Source organism: Georgenia sp. Z1491, from assembly GCF_049856175.1.
In the GTDB taxonomy this organism is placed as follows: Bacteria; Actinomycetota; Actinomycetes; order Actinomycetales; family Actinomycetaceae; genus JB111.
This window is the reverse complement of sequence record NZ_JBNDNA010000008.1, coordinates 1-16,035: the sequence shown is the minus strand read 5'-3', so window position 1 is coordinate 16,035 and position 16,035 is coordinate 1. Positions and strand designations below refer to the sequence as shown.

Below are 16,035 nucleotides of genomic sequence, written 5' to 3'. Positions count from 1 at the left end.
ACAAGGAGAACGCCGTGCCCGGACCAAGGATCATGATCGTCAGCAGCACGATGACCGACCTCGTCTCCTACCTCGATCGCATGCCGGACCGGGGGGAGACGGTGTTCGGCAAGGACTTCGCGCAGGGCTTCGGCGGAAAGGGTGCCAACCAGGCGGTGATGGCCGCGCTCCTCGGCGCGCAGGTGACGATGGTCTGTGCCGTCGGGACGGACTCCTTCGGCCGGGACACGATCGAGAACTTCCGGTCGTCCGGGATCGGCACGGACTTCATCGTCGAGGTGGACGACACCCACAGCGGGCTGGCGATGATCCTCGTGGACCCCGACGGCGACAACCGGATCGTGCTCGCGCCCGGTGCCAACGAGCTGCTCACCCCGGACCACGTCGATGCCGCGTTCGACGGCTCGCCGGCCCCCGATCTCGTGCTCAGCCAGCTCGAGGTCCCGCAGGAGACGATCTGCCGCGGCTTCGAGCGCGCCCGTCGAAGCGGTGCGACCACGGTCCTCAACCCCGCCCCCGCCGCCCCGGTCGATCCCGAGCTGCTGCGGGTGACCGACTGGGTGGTGCCCAACGAGACCGAGCTCGCCATCCTCCTCGAGGCCGAGACGGGGCGGACCGTGGGCGACCTCGAGGCCGACGCCCTCACGTTCGCCGACCGGATCGACGCGTCGCTGGTGGTCACGCTGGGGGAGCGGGGCGCGCTGCTCGTCCGCGACGGCGTGGCCGAGAGGTTCGAGGCGCCCGCGGTCCGCGCGGTGGACACCACCGGTGCCGGGGACGCCTTCTGCGGCGGGTTCGCGTACGCGCTCGCCGGGGGCGCCTCGCCGGCGGACGCGATCAGGCTGGGCACGACGCTGGCGTCGGACTCCGTCACGCGCCGTGGGACTCAGGCCTCTTACGCCCGCGGCGAGGGGCTCGACCGCCTGCTCGAGCGGTCGTAGCGGTCGACCGTGGCCGACACGAGGGCCGCGGACGCGCCGTGGTTATACCGGTGGCTACAGCGGGTCGTAGAAACCGGTGCCCCCGGCGGGGCTTGAACCCGCGACCGACGAATTATGAGTTCGCTGCTCTGACCGGCTGAGCTACAGGGGCGCATGGCCGCCACCGATCCGCGCGAGCGGACCTCGTCGGCCACGGCGGCCCATCCTAGTTCGGCGACGGAGGTCCGGGCGCCCACCTCGACGGACTCCTGTGCGACGACCTGCGCACCGCGTCCGGCCCCGCGCGGTGACCCCGGCCCTGCACGCCACGTCCGACGCCGCGCCACGTCTGGCCCCGCGCCACGTCCGGCCACGCGGGCCCGCTCCGGTCCGTCGTCGGGGCCTACTCTGAGCGCCGGGCGTCCACGCGAGAGCGCCCGAGACCTGGACGGAGACCGACATGGCTACCCGCACCCTGACGCTCACGCGCGACATCGCCGCGCCGCCCGACGCCGTCTGGCAGATCCTCACGGACCCCGCCGGCAGCGAGCAGGTCCTCAGCGGCGTCAGCTCCATCGAGATGCTCACCGACGGTCCCTATCGCGTGGGAACCCGCTGGAAGGAGACCCGCTCCTTCATGGGCGGCTCGGAGACTGAGGAGATGTGGGTGACGGCGGTCGACGAGCCGCGCTCGACCGTCCTCGCCGCCGAAGCGCGCGGCGCCACCTACGGGACGACCTTCCACCTCGAGCCGATCCCTACGGGCACGCGGCTCACCATGGAGTTCGGCGGGGAGGAGACGGACGGGGGCCTGATCAAGCGCGTCCTCATGACGGTGCCGAACCGGCTCGGCCTGATGATGGCGAAGAAGATGATGAGGCAGGACCTCGTGGACATCGCTGCCGCGGCGGAGGCCCGCCCCTCGTCGTGAGGTCCCGGCGCTGTGCGGCGCCGCACCGGCACCGCCGGCAACGCCGGCGCCACGTAGGTTGGGACCATGCGCCGTCGTCGCCCGCTCCCGCCCGCCGAGATCCGTGCCCACCTGACCAAGGCCCCCGTCCTTTCGGCCGCCGAGCTCGAGGACGGCACCTGGGCCGTCGCCACGCCGTCGGCCCTCACGCTCGTCGACGCCGAGGCCGTCCGCTCGCGCACGCCGTGGCACGAGATCCTCCACGCCCGCTGGGACGGAGAGACACGCGTCTTCACGGTGACCTACGTCGACACCACGACCCCGGCCGCCGAGCTGCGCACCAAGGACGACGACGTCCAGGCCCTCGCCGACGCTCTCCGCGAACGAGTGACCTCCTCGCTGGTGCACACGGTCCGCCGCGAGCTGCCCAACCGCTCCGAGGTCCAGGTCCACGTCCGGCGCGGGGAGGCCGGCGAGCTGATCTCCCAGACGACGACCACCGGCCCGCTTGCCGGTGACACCGCGGAGGCCGAGGCGATCCTCGCGGCGGAGGCGGAGGCGCGCGGCGCCGTCGGCCTGGGTGAGTGAGGCTGCCACCTGTCGTGTCGGCTCGACACCGGCTCGCGGGAGCGCGAAAGTACGAGGCATGACTGTCGACGACGACTTCCTCACCGCCCTGCCCAAGGTGGAGCTTCACCTGCACATCGAGGGCACCCTCGAGCCCGAGCTCCGCTTCCGGCTCGCCGAGCGCAACAACCTGGCCAACCCGTTCGAGAGCCCCGCGGCGCTGCGCGAGACCTACGACTTCGACGACCTTCCGTCCTTCCTCGCCGTCTACTACGAGGGCATGAACGTGCTGCTCACCGAGGAGGACTTCTACGACCTGGCACGGGAGTACCTCGAACGCGCCGCCGCGCAGAACGTGGCCTACGTCGAGATGTTCTTCGACCCGCAGGCGCACACGTCGCGGGGCGTGCCGTTCGACGTCGTGATCCGGGGTCTGCGGCGTGCGCAGATGGATGCCGAGAACCGTCTCGGCGTCCGTAGCGCGCTCATCATGTGCTTCCTGCGGGACTTCGAGGCGGGCTACGCGATGGCGACGCTGCTCGAGTCGCTGCCGTACCGCGAGTGGATCGTCGGGGTCGGCCTGGACTCAGACGAGAAGGGGAACCCTCCGGAGAAGTTCGCAAAGGTGTTCGCTCGCGCACGCCGCGAGGGGTACCGGCTGACGATGCACTGCGACGTCGACCAGGAGAACTCGATCGAGCACATTCGTCAGGTGCTCCACGAGATCGGCGTGGAGCGCATCGACCACGGGACGAACGTGCTCGAGGACGAGGAGCTGACGCAGGAGGTGATCGTGCGCGGCATCGGGCTGACCTCGTGCCCGATCTCCAACACCTTCTGCGGCGACGGCACCAAGGCCGCCGAGATCCGGCGCTGCCTCGAGCTCGGCATCAGGATCACGATCAACTCCGACGACCCGGCCTACTTCGGCGGCTACGTCCAGGAGAACCTCGCCGTGCTGGCGGAGGAGGCCGGGTTCACGCCAGCCGAGCTCCTCCAGCTGGAGCGCAACGCCGTGGACATCTCCTGGGCGCCGCCCGCCGTCAAGGACGACATCCGCGCGCGGCTCGACGCCCTGGCGTAGCACGCGACCGGTCAGCTGGGCGGCCGGCAAGCGGACGGCCCTCGGTGCCCCGGTAGAAACCGGAGCACCGAGGGCCGTCCGTCGCGCTGCGTTCGGGAGGTCAGCCGACGACGTCGGCCGGCACGTGACGCTCGTCGGCCGGCCCCCGGTCGGTCGGGTCGCGCGGACGGTCAGCACGCGCTCGATCGGTCGGGCCGTGCGGGACGTCCGCGTTCCCGGCGGGGCCCGTCGTCGGGGCCGGGCCGCCCTCCGCGATCGGCGATCCCTCGCCTCGTCCGGCGTCGTCGTGCTCCTCCTGGTCCGTGGGGGTCCGGATGAACCAGGCCAGCACCGCGGCGACGAGCGCGAAGCCCGAGGCCACGAGGAAGCCCGTCTGGGCGCCCGGCTCGCCTGCGGCGGCCTTCGGGAGCCCGTCGTCCGTGCCCGCGCCGAGGACGGCGGAGTACAGGCCGACGAGCACCGCGACGCCCGCGGCACCGGCCACCTGCTGCAGAGTGTTGAGCACCGCCGAACCGTGCGGGTACAGCGCGCGGGGGAGCGACCCGAGCGACGCCGAGAACAGCGGCGTGAAGGACATGGCCAGGCCCAGCGAGATGCCGGTCTGGACCACGACGATCAGCCACACCGGCGTGGCCTGGCCGATGGTCCCGTAGAAGAGCAGCCCGGCCGTCAGCAGGGTCGTGCCCGGGACGAGCAGCGCGCGGGGGCCGCGCGCGTCGTACGCCCGGCCGATGACCGGCGCGAGCAGCCCCATGACGAGCGAGCCCGGCAGCAGGACGAGGCCGGACTGCAGGGCGTCGAGCTGGGCGACGTCCCGCAGGAACAGCGGCAGCAGGTTGAGCGTGCCGAACATGGCCAGCGCGACGATCGCCATGATGGCCACGGCCACGGTGAAGTTCCGCGAGGTGAACACCCGCAGGTCGAGCAGCGCCCGGTCCGACCGCTGGAGCGCGAGCTGGCGCCACACGAAGAGGGCGAGCACGACGAGCCCGACGGCGAGGATCGTCAGCGCGAACCCGGTCGTCGACATCCCGACCCGAGCGGCGAGCCCCGCCTCGCCCTCGGCCGCGAACTGGCTGAGCGCGAACACGGTGCCGCCGAAACCGAGGGCCGTGAGAACGACGGACAGTGGGTCGAACGACGGCCTCGACGTCTCGCCGAGGTTGGTCATCCAGCGGGCGCCGAGGAACAGCGAGACGAGGGCGATGGGCAGGACGATCGCGAAGAGCCAGCGCCAGCTCAGCGCCTCCAGCACGGCGCCGGACAGGGTGGGGCCGATCGCCGGGGCGAGCGAGATGACCATGCCGACCAGGCCCATCATCCGCCCGCGGGAGCCCGGCGGGACGACGTTCATGATCGTCGTCATCAGCAAGGGGAGCATGATGCCGGTGCCGGTGGCCTGTACGACGCGGCCGGTGAGCAGCAGCGGAAATCCGGGTGCCACGAGGCAGATCAGGGTGCCGAGCGCGAACAGGCTCGACGCCGCGAGAAACACCTGGCGGGTGGTGAACCGCTCGAGCACGAACCCCGTGGTGGGAATGACGACCGCCATCGTCAGCATGAACGCGCTGGTCAGCCACTGCCCGAGCTCGGGGTCCAGGCCGAGGTCCCTGTTGAGGTCGGGCACGGCGATGCCCATCGTCGTCTCGTTGAGGATGGCGACGAAGGCGGCGACGAGCAGCAGCCAGATAACCTTCATGCCCTGCGGGTCGATGGCCTCGTCCGGGCGTGAGGAGGTGGTGGCGGCGGGTGACATGGGACCTCCAGGAGGACGGGCGGTGCGGAGCGGCGCTCGCCGCTCGTGGCCGGGAGCGGCAAGGCGTCGGAGGTCGGCGCGGGACGTCGACGGACGGTGGTGGCCCGATAGGTGCGGGGCGTGAGCCGGGCACGGACCGGCGGGCCGCGGACGACCCTACGACCGAACCGATGGCGGGGCGAGAACATTCCGGGCCGGGCACCGACAAAGGCCCGGGACCGTGGTGGTCCCGGGCCTTCTCGGCTCCCGCGGCTGGACTCGAACCAGCAACCGTTCGATTAACAGTCGAATGCTCTGCCATTGAGCTACGCGGGATCGTGCGACGACCGACTCTAACAAACCCGGGGGCGGCCCCAGGGGCAGAATCCCGCCCCGCGGGCGACCTGTGGGCAGACTCACCGAGCCGGACCCAGGGGGTGGGGGACGAGCGCCGGGCGCGCCCCCGCGCCGGTGAAACAATGAGCCCCATGGCCATGCGTGAGATCAGGACCGTCGGCGACCCCGTGCTGCGCACCGTGTGCGACCCCGTGACGGACATCGACCACACCGTCAAGCAGCTCGTCGAGGACCTGTGCGAGACCGTCGACGACGAGGGGCGCGCCGGCCTGGCCGCGAACCAGATCGGGGTCTCCCTGCGGGCGTTCTCCTGGAACATCGAGGACGAGATCGGCTACATCCTCAACCCCACGCTCGTCGCCGTCGACGAGGAGCACTACCAGGACGGCGAGGAGGGCTGCCTGTCGGTCCCCGGCCTCTGGTACCCCACCGAGCGTGCCTGGTACGCGCGTGCCGAGGGCATCGACGTCGACGGCAAGAAGGTCGTCGTCGAGGGGGAGGAGCTCATGGCGCGCTGCATCCTCCACGAGCTCGACCACCTCGACGGCATGCTGTACCTCGACCGCCTCGAGCGCTCGGTGAAGAAGAAGGCCATGAAGGCCGTGCGCGAGATGATGGTCTGACAAGCCCGGTGTCGCCCGGGCCCGCCCCCGGCTTCCGTGACTGGGTCCACACGGTGACTTGAACCGTACGGACGGTACAGTTTTGGGTCGTGACGATGACCGGACGCACCTCCACCACCGCAGCCTCGCGGCGCTGGCTCCTGCTGGCCACCGTGAGCGTCGGCCTGCTGCTCATCACGCTCGACAACTCGGTGCTCTACACGGCGCTGCCGACCCTGACCGCCGAGCTCGACGCGTCTGCATCGCAGGCGCTGTGGATCATCAACGCCTACCCGCTCGTCATCGCGGGCCTCCTCCTCGGCTCCGGCGCGCTGGGGGACCGGATCGGCCACCGGACGATGTTCCTCGGCGGCCTCGTCGTCTTCGGCGTCGCCTCCCTCGCGGCCGCCTTCGCCCCGACGGCGGGCGTCCTCATCGCGGCGCGGGCCTTCCTCGCGGTGGGCGCCGCGGGGATGATGCCGGCAACTCTCGCGCTCGTGCGCCTCGGCTTCGACGACGTCCGAGAGCGCAACTTCGCGATCGCCGTCTGGGGCAGCATCTCGATCATCGGCTTCGGCATCGGCCCGATCATCGGTGGCCTGCTGCTCGAGCACTTCTGGTGGGGATCGGTCTTCCTCATCAACGTGCCCGTGGTCGTCGTCGCGCTGATCGTCACCCCGCTCGTGGCCCCGCGCGCGCCGCGGGACCCGTCGAAGTCGTTCGACGTCCCCTCCTCGATCCTGGCGCTGGTCATGCTCAGCGGCGCCGTGCTCGCGATCAAGGAGGCGTTCCACCAGCCCCAGGCCTGGGGGACTGTCGCCGCGGCGGCCGCCGTCGCCGTCGTCGGCGGTGTGCTGTTCGTCCGCCGGCAGCGGCGCCTCGCCGACCCGCTCCTCGACTTCACGGTGTTCCGCAACCCGGCCTTCTCCGCCGGGGTGCTCGCGGCCGTCACCGCCATGTTCGTCATCGGCGGCGTCCAGCTGCTCACCACGCAGCGCTTCCAGCTCGTCGCGGGCTACTCGCCGCTGGAGGCCGGGCTGCTCGTCACCGCCGTCGCGGCCGGCTCGCTGCCGACCGGGCTTCTCGGCGGCATGATCCTCCACCGCGCCGGGCTCCGGCTGCTGATCTCCGGCGGCTTCACGATCGCCACCCTGGGCCTGGTCGTGACGCTCGCCGGGGCCCGCTCGAGCCTCGCCCTGCTCGTCGTCGGCCTCGTGATCACCGGCCTCGGGCTCGGCGCCTCGATGTCCGTCGCCTCGACGGCGATCCTCGGCAACGCCCCGCCGCGGCGGGCCGGCATGGCCGCCTCCGTGGAGGAGGTGAGCTACGAGTTCGGCGGACTGGTGGCCGTCGCCGTGCTCGGCAGCCTGTCCTCCCTGCTCTACACGGCGCGCGTCTCCCTGCCCGCCGGTGCGCCCGAGGCGGCCGGATCGAGCATCGGAGAGGCGCGAGAGGTCGCCGGTACGACCCCCGGCCTCATGGAGGCCGCCTCCGCCGCCTTCGACCACGCCTACGCCGTGGTGCTCGCCGTCGTCACCCTGGCCCTCGCCACGACCGCGGTCGCGACGGCGCGGATGTTGCGTCACCACGGCCGCGGCTCCCGCGCCAGCACCTACGAGGGGAACGAGTGATGTCCCGGTCCAGCAAGCGTGCCGCCGTCCTCGACGCCGCCTTCGCGATCGTCGGCCGCGACGGCGTCCGTGCGCTCACCTACGAGGCGCTCACGGTCGAGACCGGCCTGACCAAGGGCGGCCTGCTCTACCACTTCCCCTCACGAGAGGCCCTCCTCGAGGCGATGCACGAGAGGGTCGGCGAGCAGTGGCACACCGAGATGAGCCGGCACGCGGGACGCGGCGCCGGAGCGGCCGGTGAGGCGTCGGAGGGTCGTGCCGCCGGTGACTCGGCCGGCACGGTTGTCGGTGACGCGCCGGCCGGCACCACCGGTGCCCCACGCGCCGAGGAGGCCCGGCTTGCCGCCTACGTCCGCAGCACGGCGGCGTCGGCGACGCGCGCCGAGCTGCGCCTGCTCCTGGAAGCGGCCGACGAGGACGGCCTGCTGCTGCCGTGGCGGCGTGTGCTGGAGGAGTGGGCGCCGGCCGCCCCGGACCCGGACGACGACGCAACAGTCGATCGGTTCGTGGCGCGCCTCGCCGCCGACGGACTCTGGCTCTACGAGGCGCTGACCTCCGAGGAGCTCCTGCCCCCGGTGCGGGAGCGGCTCGTCGCGCGCATCATCGACGTGGCGGGGGCACGGGACGACGTCCCGAGCGACCGGGGGCGCTCGGAGGCCTGAATTCGTCACTCGCGTCGCACTATCCCCATCTACCACACCCGTCCGTCCCGACTCTGGCGCAATGCCGCCGACTCGTGCATCCTGGTGCTGTTCCGCCGTGGATCATGTTCAGCCCGGTTCCTCGTGAGGCCGTTGGGGAAGACGTCCCTCGCACACGAACCAGGAGGCTCGACATGAGTGGTGCCTACACCCGCGGCGTTGTCTTCGTGCACTCCGCGACCCGTGCGCTGTGCCCCCATGTGGAGTGGGCGGCCGGCCAGGTCCTCGACGCGCGCGTGGCGCTGGAGTGGACCGAGCAGCCCGCCGCGCCCGGACTCCTGCGCGCCGAGCGGTCCTGGGTCGGCCCCGTCGGGACCGGCGCGCGCCTCGCCTCCGCCCTGCGCGGCTGGCAGCACCTGCGCTACGAGATCACCGAGGAGGCCGCACCGGGCTCCGACGGCGGACGGTGGTCGCACACACCCGAGCTCGGCATCTTCTACGCCCAGACGGACTCACACGGGAACGTCGTGGTGCCCGAGAACCGCGTGCGCGCAGCGCTCGAGCACGGGACCGACCCCTCCCGGCTGCGGCACGAGCTCGACCTCGCCCTCGGCCAGGCCTGGGACGACGAGCTCGAGCCGTTCCGGTACGCGGGCGCCGGTGCGCCCGTGCGCTGGCTGCACCGGGTGGGGTGACCCCGGGTGAGGCGACCCGCCGGACGCCGCGTGCCGCCCGGAGCGCACCGGCACCAGCGGCCGACGCCCTTCCGTAATGGCACCGCGTGCCATAGCCTGCTGGGACATGCCTCGGCAGGCACCGACGCCCGCCGGGCCGACGGAAGGAGCACGCCATGGCAGGCCGTCTCGAGGGCAAGGTCGCCTTCATCACCGGAGCAGCGAGGGGACAGGGCCGCAACCACGCCGTCCGTCTCGCGCAGGAGGGCGCCGACATCATCGCCGTCGACGTCTCCGAACAGATCGACACGGTCCCGTACCCGACCGCGACCGCCGAGGACCTCGCCGAGACCGTGCGTCAGGTCGAGGCGCTCGACCGGCGCATCGTCGCTCGCGAGGTCGACGTCCGCGACCTCGCGGCGCTGACCGCCGTCGTCGACGAGGGAGTGGCCGAGCTCGGCCGCCTCGACATCATCCTTGCCAACGCCGGCATCAACACGATGTCGCCCACGCTCGAGATGGACGAGCACATGTGGCAGACGATGATCGACATCAACCTCACGGGCGTCTGGAAGACGGTCCGCGCCGCGGCGCCGCACATCGTCGCCGGCGGCAACGGTGGGGCGATCGTCATCACGAGCTCGCTCGCGTCGATGAAGGCGAACGCCAACATCGCCCACTACACGGCGGCGAAGGCCGGCGTCGTCGGGCTCATGAAGGTCCTCGCAAAGGAGCTCGCCCCGCAGAGCATCCGGGTCAACACGATCCACCCGACGACGCTCGCGAGCCCGATGATTCTCAACGAGCCGACGTACAAGCTCTTCCGCCCCGATCTCGAGAGCCCCACGCGCGAGGACTTCGAGGAGGCGGCGCGGCAGATGAACATCATGCCGACGGCCGCGCTCGAGCCGGACGACTCGTCCGAGGCGGTGCTCTACCTGGTCTCCGACAGCGGGCGGTACGTCACGGGCATCGAGCACGCCCTCGACGCCGGGGCGCGCCTGGGCTGAGCTCGTCGGTACGGAGCCGGCGCCGTCGTGAGTCCACGGGTCCGAAGGTCCGCTCCGCACCTCACGCCGGTGCGGTCTGTGCGCCGAGGTGGATGACCAGGCCGTCAGGGTCACGCACGTGGGCGACGCGCTCGCCCCAGGGCATGTCGCTCGGTGCGCCCTCGTCGCCGGCACCGGCGTCGATAGCCCGGCGATAGCTCTCGTCGACGTCGTCGACGTAGAACCACAGCTCCGTGCGCCGGTCCGGCGGAGGTAGCTCGGTGCTGACGCCGATGCCGAGCTGCATGCCACCCACGTCGAGCGCGACGTAGACGTCCCGGCCGTCCTCGCCCGGGTAGCGGTACGTCTTCGTCGCCTCGAACGCTGCCTCGTAGAAGGCGACGAGCGGCTCGATGGCGTCGCTCGTGAGGATGGGAAAACCGCTTCTGACGGCCATGCCGGGAAGCGTACGATGCGGTACGTCGTCCCGCGACCTGAAGACGTGCGACCGGAACTCGAGGAGGAAGGGCGGTCGGTCATCCCCGTCATCCGGATCGAGCTTCCGAGTACGCGCGTCGCCGCTCCGAAGGTGCTCGCGCTCTATCAGGCCGGTGCTCGCGACCGCGCCCTGGAGGACGAGGCCGTCGAGGGCGCTTGCCGGCTCGGCCGGTCACCGTCCGGTGAGGTCCGGTTCGTCGGGGTGGTGAACGGCCAGCCGCCCCGACTGGCGTTCGACGTCGGGACGGACAGCGAGGTGCGGTGAGCGCCGGCCGTCAGACGCTGCCGACGAGGAGCGCGGCGTTGTGGCCCCCGAACCCGAACGCGTTGTTGAGGGCAGCCAGTCGGCCGGTGCCGGGCAGATCGCGGGGCGTGTCACGGACGACGTCGACGTTGACGGCGGGGTCGAGGTTCTCGATGTTGATCGTCGGGGGAGCGGTGCGCTCCTTGACCGCGAGCACGGCGAAGATCGTCTCCAGCGCCCCGGCCCCGCCGAGCAGGTGCCCGGTCATCGACTTCGTCCCCGAGACCGTGACCTGCTCGCCGAAGAGCCGACGGACGGCCTCTGCCTCGATGGTGTCTCCCACCGGGGTGGAGGTGGCGTGCGCGTTGACGTGCACGACGTCGGACGCCGCGAGCCCGGAGTCCTCCAGCGCGATGCGCATCGCCCGTTCCTGCCCCTGGCCCGACGGGTCGGGGGGAGCGACGTCGAACGCGTCGGCCGTCATCCCCACGCCGAGCACCTCGGCGTGGACGGTCGCGCCGCGGGCGGCCGCGTGCTCGGCCGACTCCAGCACGACGATGCCGGCGCCCTCGCCCATGACGAAGCCGTCGCGGTCGACGTCGTAGGGGCGTGAGGCGGCCTGCGGGTCGTCGTTGCGCGTCGAGAGCGCCTGCATCTTCCCGAACGAGGCCATGGTGACCGGGTGGATCGCGGACTCGGTGCCGCCGGCGATGACCACGTCGGCGATGCCCTTGCGGATCATGTCGACCCCGTACGCGACGGCCTCGGCGCCGGACGCACAGGCGGACACGGGCGCGTGCGCACCGGCGCGTGCGCCGCGCTTGACGGAGATGCTGGCCGCGGGGGAGTTGGCCATGAGCATCGGGACGGTGAGCGGGAGGACGCGGCGGGCGCCCTTCTCCCGGACGGTGTCCCACGCGTTCAGCAACGTGTGGATTCCGCCGATGCCGGTGGCCACGACCACGCCGAGGCGTTCGCCCTCGACGTCGGGCTCGCCGGCGTCGACCCACGCCTCGTCCGCCGCGACGACGGCGAGCTGGCCCGACGGGTCGAGCCGGCGCGCCTCGGGGCGCGGCAGGACCTCGAGGGGGTCGACCTTGACGGTGCCGGCGAAGGTGACGGTCGTCCCGTAGGTCTCGGTCCAGTCGTTGTCGAGGGTCGCCACGCCGGAGGTGCCGGCGAGCGCGGCGGACCACGTCGACGCGACGTCGCCGCCGATGGGGTTCGTCGTCCCCATGCCAGTGACGACGACCTGGCGGCGTGCGGTGGACTGCTCGGGCACGGTTCCTCCTCGGGTGCGCGCCGGAGCGGCGCGATGGTTCGGCCCCCTTCGCGGGGGAGCGGTCGGGGGCGCCTGGCGGGGCCCCCGACCGGTGGTCAGGACTGGGCCCCGACGATGTACTTCACGGCGTCCTGGACCGTCTTGAGGTTCGCGACCTCGTCGTCCGGGATCGTGACGCTGAAGCGCTCCTCGGCGAGGGTCGCGATCGTCATCATCGACAGGGAGTCGACGTCCAGGTCGTCGGTGAACGACGCCTCCGGCTTGACGTCCTCGACCGGCAGCCCGGTCTCCTCGTTGACGATCTCGGCGAGGCCCGTGAGGACCTCCTCCTCCGTGTGTGCCATGTGCTTCTCCTGGTTGGGTTGAACGTGGACGGGGGTCAGTGTGGCAGGCGCGGGCACCGGATCACGGCACCACCACCACCTGTGCGGCGTAGGCGAGGCCCGCGCCGAAGCCGATCTGCAGCGCGATGTCGCCGCTGCTCGCCTGTCCCTCGCGGATCAGGCGCTCGAGCGCGAGCGGGATCGAGGCGGCCGAGGTGTTACCGGTGTCGGCGATGTCCCGTCCGACGACCACGTCGTCGCGCAGCCCCAGGTACTTCACCATGTGGTCGATGATCCGCATGTTCGCCTGATGAGGGACGAACACGTCGATGTCCTCGGGGCGCAGACCCGCGGCCTCGATCGCCCGGCCCGCCATCTTCGTCATCTCGAAGCTCGCCCACTTGAAGACGGTGGGCCCCTCCTGGCGCAGCGTCGGCCAGGAGCGGTCCGCGTCCGGGTCGTCCGAGCGGAACGTGGACCAGGGGTGGGTCTGGGCGATGACGTCGGCCTTGGACCCGTCCGAGCCCCACACCGTCGGACCGATCCCCGGGGTGTCCGAGGGGCCGACGAGGGCGGCGCCGGCACCGTCGCCGAGGATGAAGCTGATCGACCGGTCGGTGGGGTCGATGTACTCGCTCATCTTCTCCACGCCGATGACGAGCACGTGCTCGGCGGTGCCGGAGCGGACGAGGGCGTCGGCCTGGGCGATGCCGTACGCGTACCCGGCGCACGCGGCGGAGATGTCGTAGGAGGCCGCCGGGTTCGCGCCGATCCGGTCGGCGACGATGCCCGCGAGCGACGGCGTCTGCGTGAACCAGGTGACGGTGCCGACGATGACGGCGTCGACGCTCGTCGCCGGGACGCCGGCCGAGGCGAGGGCCGCCTCGGCCGCCGACGACGCCATGTCGGCAACCGTGGTGCCGGGGTTCGCGTAGGTGCGCGTGACGATGCCCGTGCGCTGCTGGATCCACTCGTCGGAGGAGTTGATCGGCTCGACGATGTCGTCGTTGGGGACGACGTTCTCGCCGCGGAAGCCCCCGACGCCGAGGATCCTCGCGTGAGGGTTCGGCGGTGCGGTCCTGAGTGCGGGGCGGCTCATGAGGCTCCTTCGGTGTCCGTGTCGACGAGCTCGACGGCGGCGGCCAGGTCGTCCGGGGTGGACAGGGCGCGGGCGGTGACGCCCGGAAGGGTGCGCCTGGCCAGTCGGGTGAGCACGCCGGCAGGGGCGAGCTCGACGGCGGCGCGCACCCCGCGGGAGAGCATGGTCTCGCAGCACAGGTCCCACCGGACCGGGTGGGCGATCTGGGCGACGACGCGCTCGAGCGCCTCGACGCCCGAGGTGACCTCGACGCCGTCCCGGTTGGACAGGAGCGTCACGCGCGGGTCGGCCGCGGCGAGGCCGCCCGCGGCGGAGCCCACGACGTCGACGGCGGGACGCATGTGCTCGGTGTGGAATGCGCCGGCGACGGCGAGCGGCACGACCCGGGTTTTGGCGGGCGGCTGCTCGGCGAACGCGGCGAGCTGCTCGAGGGTGCCGGCCGCGACGATCTGGCCGCTCCCGTTGACGTTGGCGGCGGTCAGCCCGGCCGCCTCGATGGCGGCGGTGACCTCCTCTGCGTCGCCTCCCACGCAGGCGGACATGCCCGTGGGCGTGACGGCGGAGGCGTCGGCCATGGCCCGGCCGCGGACCGCGACGAGACGCACGGCGTCGACGTCGGACAGGACGCCCGCGATCGCGAGTGCGGCGAGCTCGCCGACGGAGTGGCCGGCGGTCAGTGACGGCACGAACCCTGGCGAGCGGGCCTCGAGCGCCCGGAACGCGAGGATCGAGGAGGCGACGATGAGCGGCTGGGCGAGCGCCGTGTCCTTGATGGTCTCCGCGTCGGCGTGCGTGCCGAGGTCGGCGAGGTCGAGGTCCGCGGCGGAGGACAGCTCGTCGAGCAGAGCGGCGGAGCTGGGGTCCTCGACCCACGGGGCGAGCATGCCCGGCGTCTGGGCCCCCTGGCCTGGGGCGAGCACAGCGATCATCGGGCCAACCTACCGCCGGAGCGACGGCAGGTCAGGGCTCCGCCTACGTGTCGGACGCCTCGCAGGGGGTTGCGCCGCGGGGACCGGTACGGGCCTCCGAACGGGCGACACCGTGGGTGAGACCGGGAGCACTCGCTCACCGAGCGAGTTCGGTCGTGGCCGCTATCCTGAGGAGCATGTCCCTCGCGCGCCGTCCTGCTCTCCTGCTCGCACTGCTGCTCGCCACGACCGACCACGGCCACCACCGGCCCGCCCACGAGCAGGCGCCCGACCCACGCGAGGAGCAGCTGCGGGCGCGGCTCGAGGAGGACCCGAACGACACGGTCGCGTTCAACGAGCTCGCGGAGATCGTGCGCCGCCACGGCTCCCAGTCCCGCGCGGCGGACCCGTTGACCGCGGACGTCCCGCAGTCGGACCCGCGCTCGGCCGACCTCGCCGTGTGGGCGCTGGCCGAGGAGCTCGCCGGTCGGCCGAACGCCTGGTACCCGCTCATCGAGCTCGCCCGGCTCTCCGTGGAGGACGACCTCGACGGCGCGAACCGGAGGCTCGGTGCGGCGTGCGCGCGCGAGGAGACCGGCCTCGCGCTCGCCGAGTCGCTGTGGGTGCTGCGGGAGTCCGGCCACCCCACGCATGCGCACGCGCTGGCGACCGCGCACTGGGACGCCGAGCAGCACGTGCCGGCAGCGGGCCGCCAGATCGTGCTGGCCGCGATCGAGTCCGAGCGCTACGAGGACGCCGAGAAGTACCTCGAGCTCCTGGACGCGCACGAGGACGAGGAGAGCGCCGCCGTCGTGACCGAGCTGCGCTCGGTGCTCGAGGACGCCCGCAACCAGTAGCCCTCGACGTCATCGAGTGTGCGGTTCTCGACCCTCGAGCGTGCGGTTGGGCTTGTCGAACCTGCGGTTCGTCGGGGCTCCATCTCGGCGGGGACGGCGCGGGCGCCTGCGGGTGTGGACGGCCCAGGTTGTGCACAGGGTGAGCGGTAACCGCCCACCGCGTGGGCCGGGCCGCTAGCCTCGGCTGCATGACGCGACCAGGGGGGCGCCGTCGGCGTCGGTTGACCGCACTGCTGCTCGTCGGTGCGATGGGACTGGCCGGCTGCGGTGGCGAGGGCGACGACGACGCGGACGAGACGCAGCGACCACCGGTGCGTGTCGGACCCGACGACGAGGCCGAGTCCGGGGAGACACCGTCCGACGGGATGACGGAGACACCGTCGGAGTCGTCGAGCGGTCGTGAGTCCGGTTCAGCCGGGGCCGAGGTCAGCACCGAGGACATCGAGTGGACCGAGTGGGAGCTCGAGCGCCGTGCGCGGCCCGCGCCCGAAGCGCCCCCGGAGATGGACGACGACGGCGAGGCCGGCGCGCTGGCGGCGGCTCATCACTTCCTCGAGCTCATCGAGCACCTGACTGAAACCGGCGTAACCGGACCGTTCGTGGAAGTGTCGGGTGACGACTGCGGATACTGCTCGTCATTGGTTGATTCGACCGAAGAACTTGCGATCGATGGCAGATATATCGACGAGTACGTGGTACGGATCGATGAGTCGA

18 protein-coding genes and 2 tRNA genes are annotated in these 16,035 nt (G+C 72.0%); 12 read left to right on the top strand and 8 right to left on the bottom strand.

All coding sequences use genetic code 11. The features are described 5' to 3' along the window. Window positions 1-14 precede the first annotated feature (14 nt). Window positions 15-941, top strand: coding sequence for a ribokinase (rbsK, locus tag ACPYO4_RS09510; protein WP_425708989.1), 927 nt, complete (start codon window positions 15-17; stop codon window positions 939-941). A gap of 77 nt (window positions 942-1,018) precedes the next feature. On the opposite strand, the gene ACPYO4_RS09505 is transcribed toward rbsK, so the two are convergent. After that, a tRNA-Ile gene (locus ACPYO4_RS09505) sits at window positions 1,019-1,092 on the bottom strand. A 288-nt stretch (window positions 1,093-1,380) separates the two neighbouring features. Between ACPYO4_RS09505 and ACPYO4_RS09500 the strand changes: the two genes are divergently transcribed. The 3 genes from ACPYO4_RS09500 to add all read left to right on the top strand — a co-directional run bounded on the left by ACPYO4_RS09500 (window position 1,381) and on the right by add (window position 3,481). Then, a complete protein-coding gene (locus ACPYO4_RS09500; protein WP_425708988.1) occupies window positions 1,381-1,851 on the top strand; it encodes an SRPBCC family protein in 471 nt (156 codons plus the stop codon). Window positions 1,852-1,917: 66 nt separating this feature from the next. Further along, a complete protein-coding gene (locus tag ACPYO4_RS09495) occupies window positions 1,918-2,418 on the top strand; it encodes a hypothetical protein (protein ID WP_425708987.1) in 501 nt (166 codons plus the stop codon). A 58-nt stretch (window positions 2,419-2,476) separates the two neighbouring features. Further along, entirely contained in the window at window positions 2,477-3,481 is a 1,005-nt protein-coding gene (gene add, locus ACPYO4_RS09490) for an adenosine deaminase (RefSeq protein WP_425708986.1), read from the top strand. Between the two features lie 100 nt (window positions 3,482-3,581). Here add and ACPYO4_RS09485 read toward each other — a convergent pair whose 3' ends face one another. Together ACPYO4_RS09485 and ACPYO4_RS09480 are read right to left on the bottom strand one after the other, a co-directional pair. Beyond that, a complete protein-coding gene (locus ACPYO4_RS09485; protein WP_425708985.1) occupies window positions 3,582-5,237 on the bottom strand; it encodes an MDR family MFS transporter in 1,656 nt (551 codons plus the stop codon). 243 nt (window positions 5,238-5,480) lie between these two features. Further along, window positions 5,481-5,552 (bottom strand) — tRNA-Asn (locus tag ACPYO4_RS09480). 152 nt (window positions 5,553-5,704) lie between these two features. Here ACPYO4_RS09480 and def point away from each other — a divergent pair. From def to ACPYO4_RS09455, 5 genes are all read left to right on the top strand, one after another. Next, a complete protein-coding gene (gene def, locus ACPYO4_RS09475; RefSeq protein ID WP_425708984.1) occupies window positions 5,705-6,196 on the top strand; it encodes a peptide deformylase in 492 nt (163 codons plus the stop codon). A 95-nt stretch (window positions 6,197-6,291) separates the two neighbouring features. Beyond that, on the top strand, window positions 6,292-7,806 hold the full coding sequence (locus ACPYO4_RS09470) for an MFS transporter (RefSeq protein ID WP_425709123.1): 1,515 nt from the start codon (window positions 6,292-6,294) through the stop codon (window positions 7,804-7,806). Then, complete coding sequence (locus tag ACPYO4_RS09465; protein WP_425708983.1) at window positions 7,806-8,468, top strand: TetR family transcriptional regulator; 663 nt, start codon at window positions 7,806-7,808, stop codon at window positions 8,466-8,468. Before ACPYO4_RS09470 ends, ACPYO4_RS09465 begins: the two co-directional genes overlap by 1 nt. A 173-nt stretch (window positions 8,469-8,641) precedes the next feature. After that, a complete protein-coding gene (locus tag ACPYO4_RS09460; protein ID WP_425708982.1) occupies window positions 8,642-9,142 on the top strand; it encodes a DUF3145 domain-containing protein in 501 nt (166 codons plus the stop codon). A gap of 155 nt (window positions 9,143-9,297) precedes the next feature. Then, a complete protein-coding gene (locus ACPYO4_RS09455) occupies window positions 9,298-10,131 on the top strand; it encodes a mycofactocin-coupled SDR family oxidoreductase (protein ID WP_425708981.1) in 834 nt (277 codons plus the stop codon). Window positions 10,132-10,192: 61 nt separating this feature from the next. On the opposite strand, the gene ACPYO4_RS09450 is transcribed toward ACPYO4_RS09455, so the two are convergent. Next, the gene (locus ACPYO4_RS09450; RefSeq protein ID WP_425708980.1) at window positions 10,193-10,567 is read right to left on the bottom strand and encodes a VOC family protein; all 375 of its coding nucleotides are present in this window, start codon (window positions 10,565-10,567) and stop codon (window positions 10,193-10,195) included. Window positions 10,568-10,582: 15 nt separating this feature from the next. Here ACPYO4_RS09450 and ACPYO4_RS09445 point away from each other — a divergent pair, with 15 nt between their 5' ends. Then, window positions 10,583-10,873, top strand: coding sequence for a hypothetical protein (locus ACPYO4_RS09445; RefSeq protein WP_425708979.1), 291 nt, complete (start codon window positions 10,583-10,585; stop codon window positions 10,871-10,873). A gap of 10 nt (window positions 10,874-10,883) precedes the next feature. On the opposite strand, the gene ACPYO4_RS09440 is transcribed toward ACPYO4_RS09445, so the two are convergent. From ACPYO4_RS09440 to ACPYO4_RS09425, 4 genes are all read right to left on the bottom strand, one after another. Beyond that, entirely contained in the window at window positions 10,884-12,134 is a 1,251-nt protein-coding gene (locus ACPYO4_RS09440; RefSeq protein ID WP_425708978.1) for a beta-ketoacyl-[acyl-carrier-protein] synthase family protein, read from the bottom strand. A 95-nt stretch (window positions 12,135-12,229) separates the two neighbouring features. Continuing rightward, complete coding sequence (locus tag ACPYO4_RS09435) at window positions 12,230-12,478, bottom strand: acyl carrier protein (protein WP_425708977.1); 249 nt, start codon at window positions 12,476-12,478, stop codon at window positions 12,230-12,232. A gap of 61 nt (window positions 12,479-12,539) precedes the next feature. After that, window positions 12,540-13,556: a beta-ketoacyl-ACP synthase III gene (locus ACPYO4_RS09430; protein WP_425708976.1), complete on the bottom strand. Its 1,017-nt coding sequence runs from the start codon at window positions 13,554-13,556 to the stop codon at window positions 12,540-12,542. Next, window positions 13,553-14,485 carry an ACP S-malonyltransferase gene (locus ACPYO4_RS09425; protein ID WP_425708975.1) on the bottom strand — a complete coding sequence of 311 codons (933 nt, stop codon included), beginning with the start codon at window positions 14,483-14,485 and terminating at the stop codon, window positions 13,553-13,555. The genes ACPYO4_RS09430 and ACPYO4_RS09425 overlap by 4 nt, the downstream gene beginning before the upstream one ends. A gap of 176 nt (window positions 14,486-14,661) precedes the next feature. Here ACPYO4_RS09425 and ACPYO4_RS09420 point away from each other — a divergent pair, with 176 nt between their 5' ends. Then, window positions 14,662-15,321, top strand: a complete 660-nt coding sequence (locus ACPYO4_RS09420; RefSeq protein ID WP_425708974.1) for a hypothetical protein — start codon at window positions 14,662-14,664, stop codon at window positions 15,319-15,321. Window positions 15,322-15,686: 365 nt separating this feature from the next. Next, a partial coding sequence (locus ACPYO4_RS09415; protein WP_425708973.1) for a DUF6318 family protein occupies window positions 15,687-16,035 on the top strand: 349 nt, incomplete at its 3' end.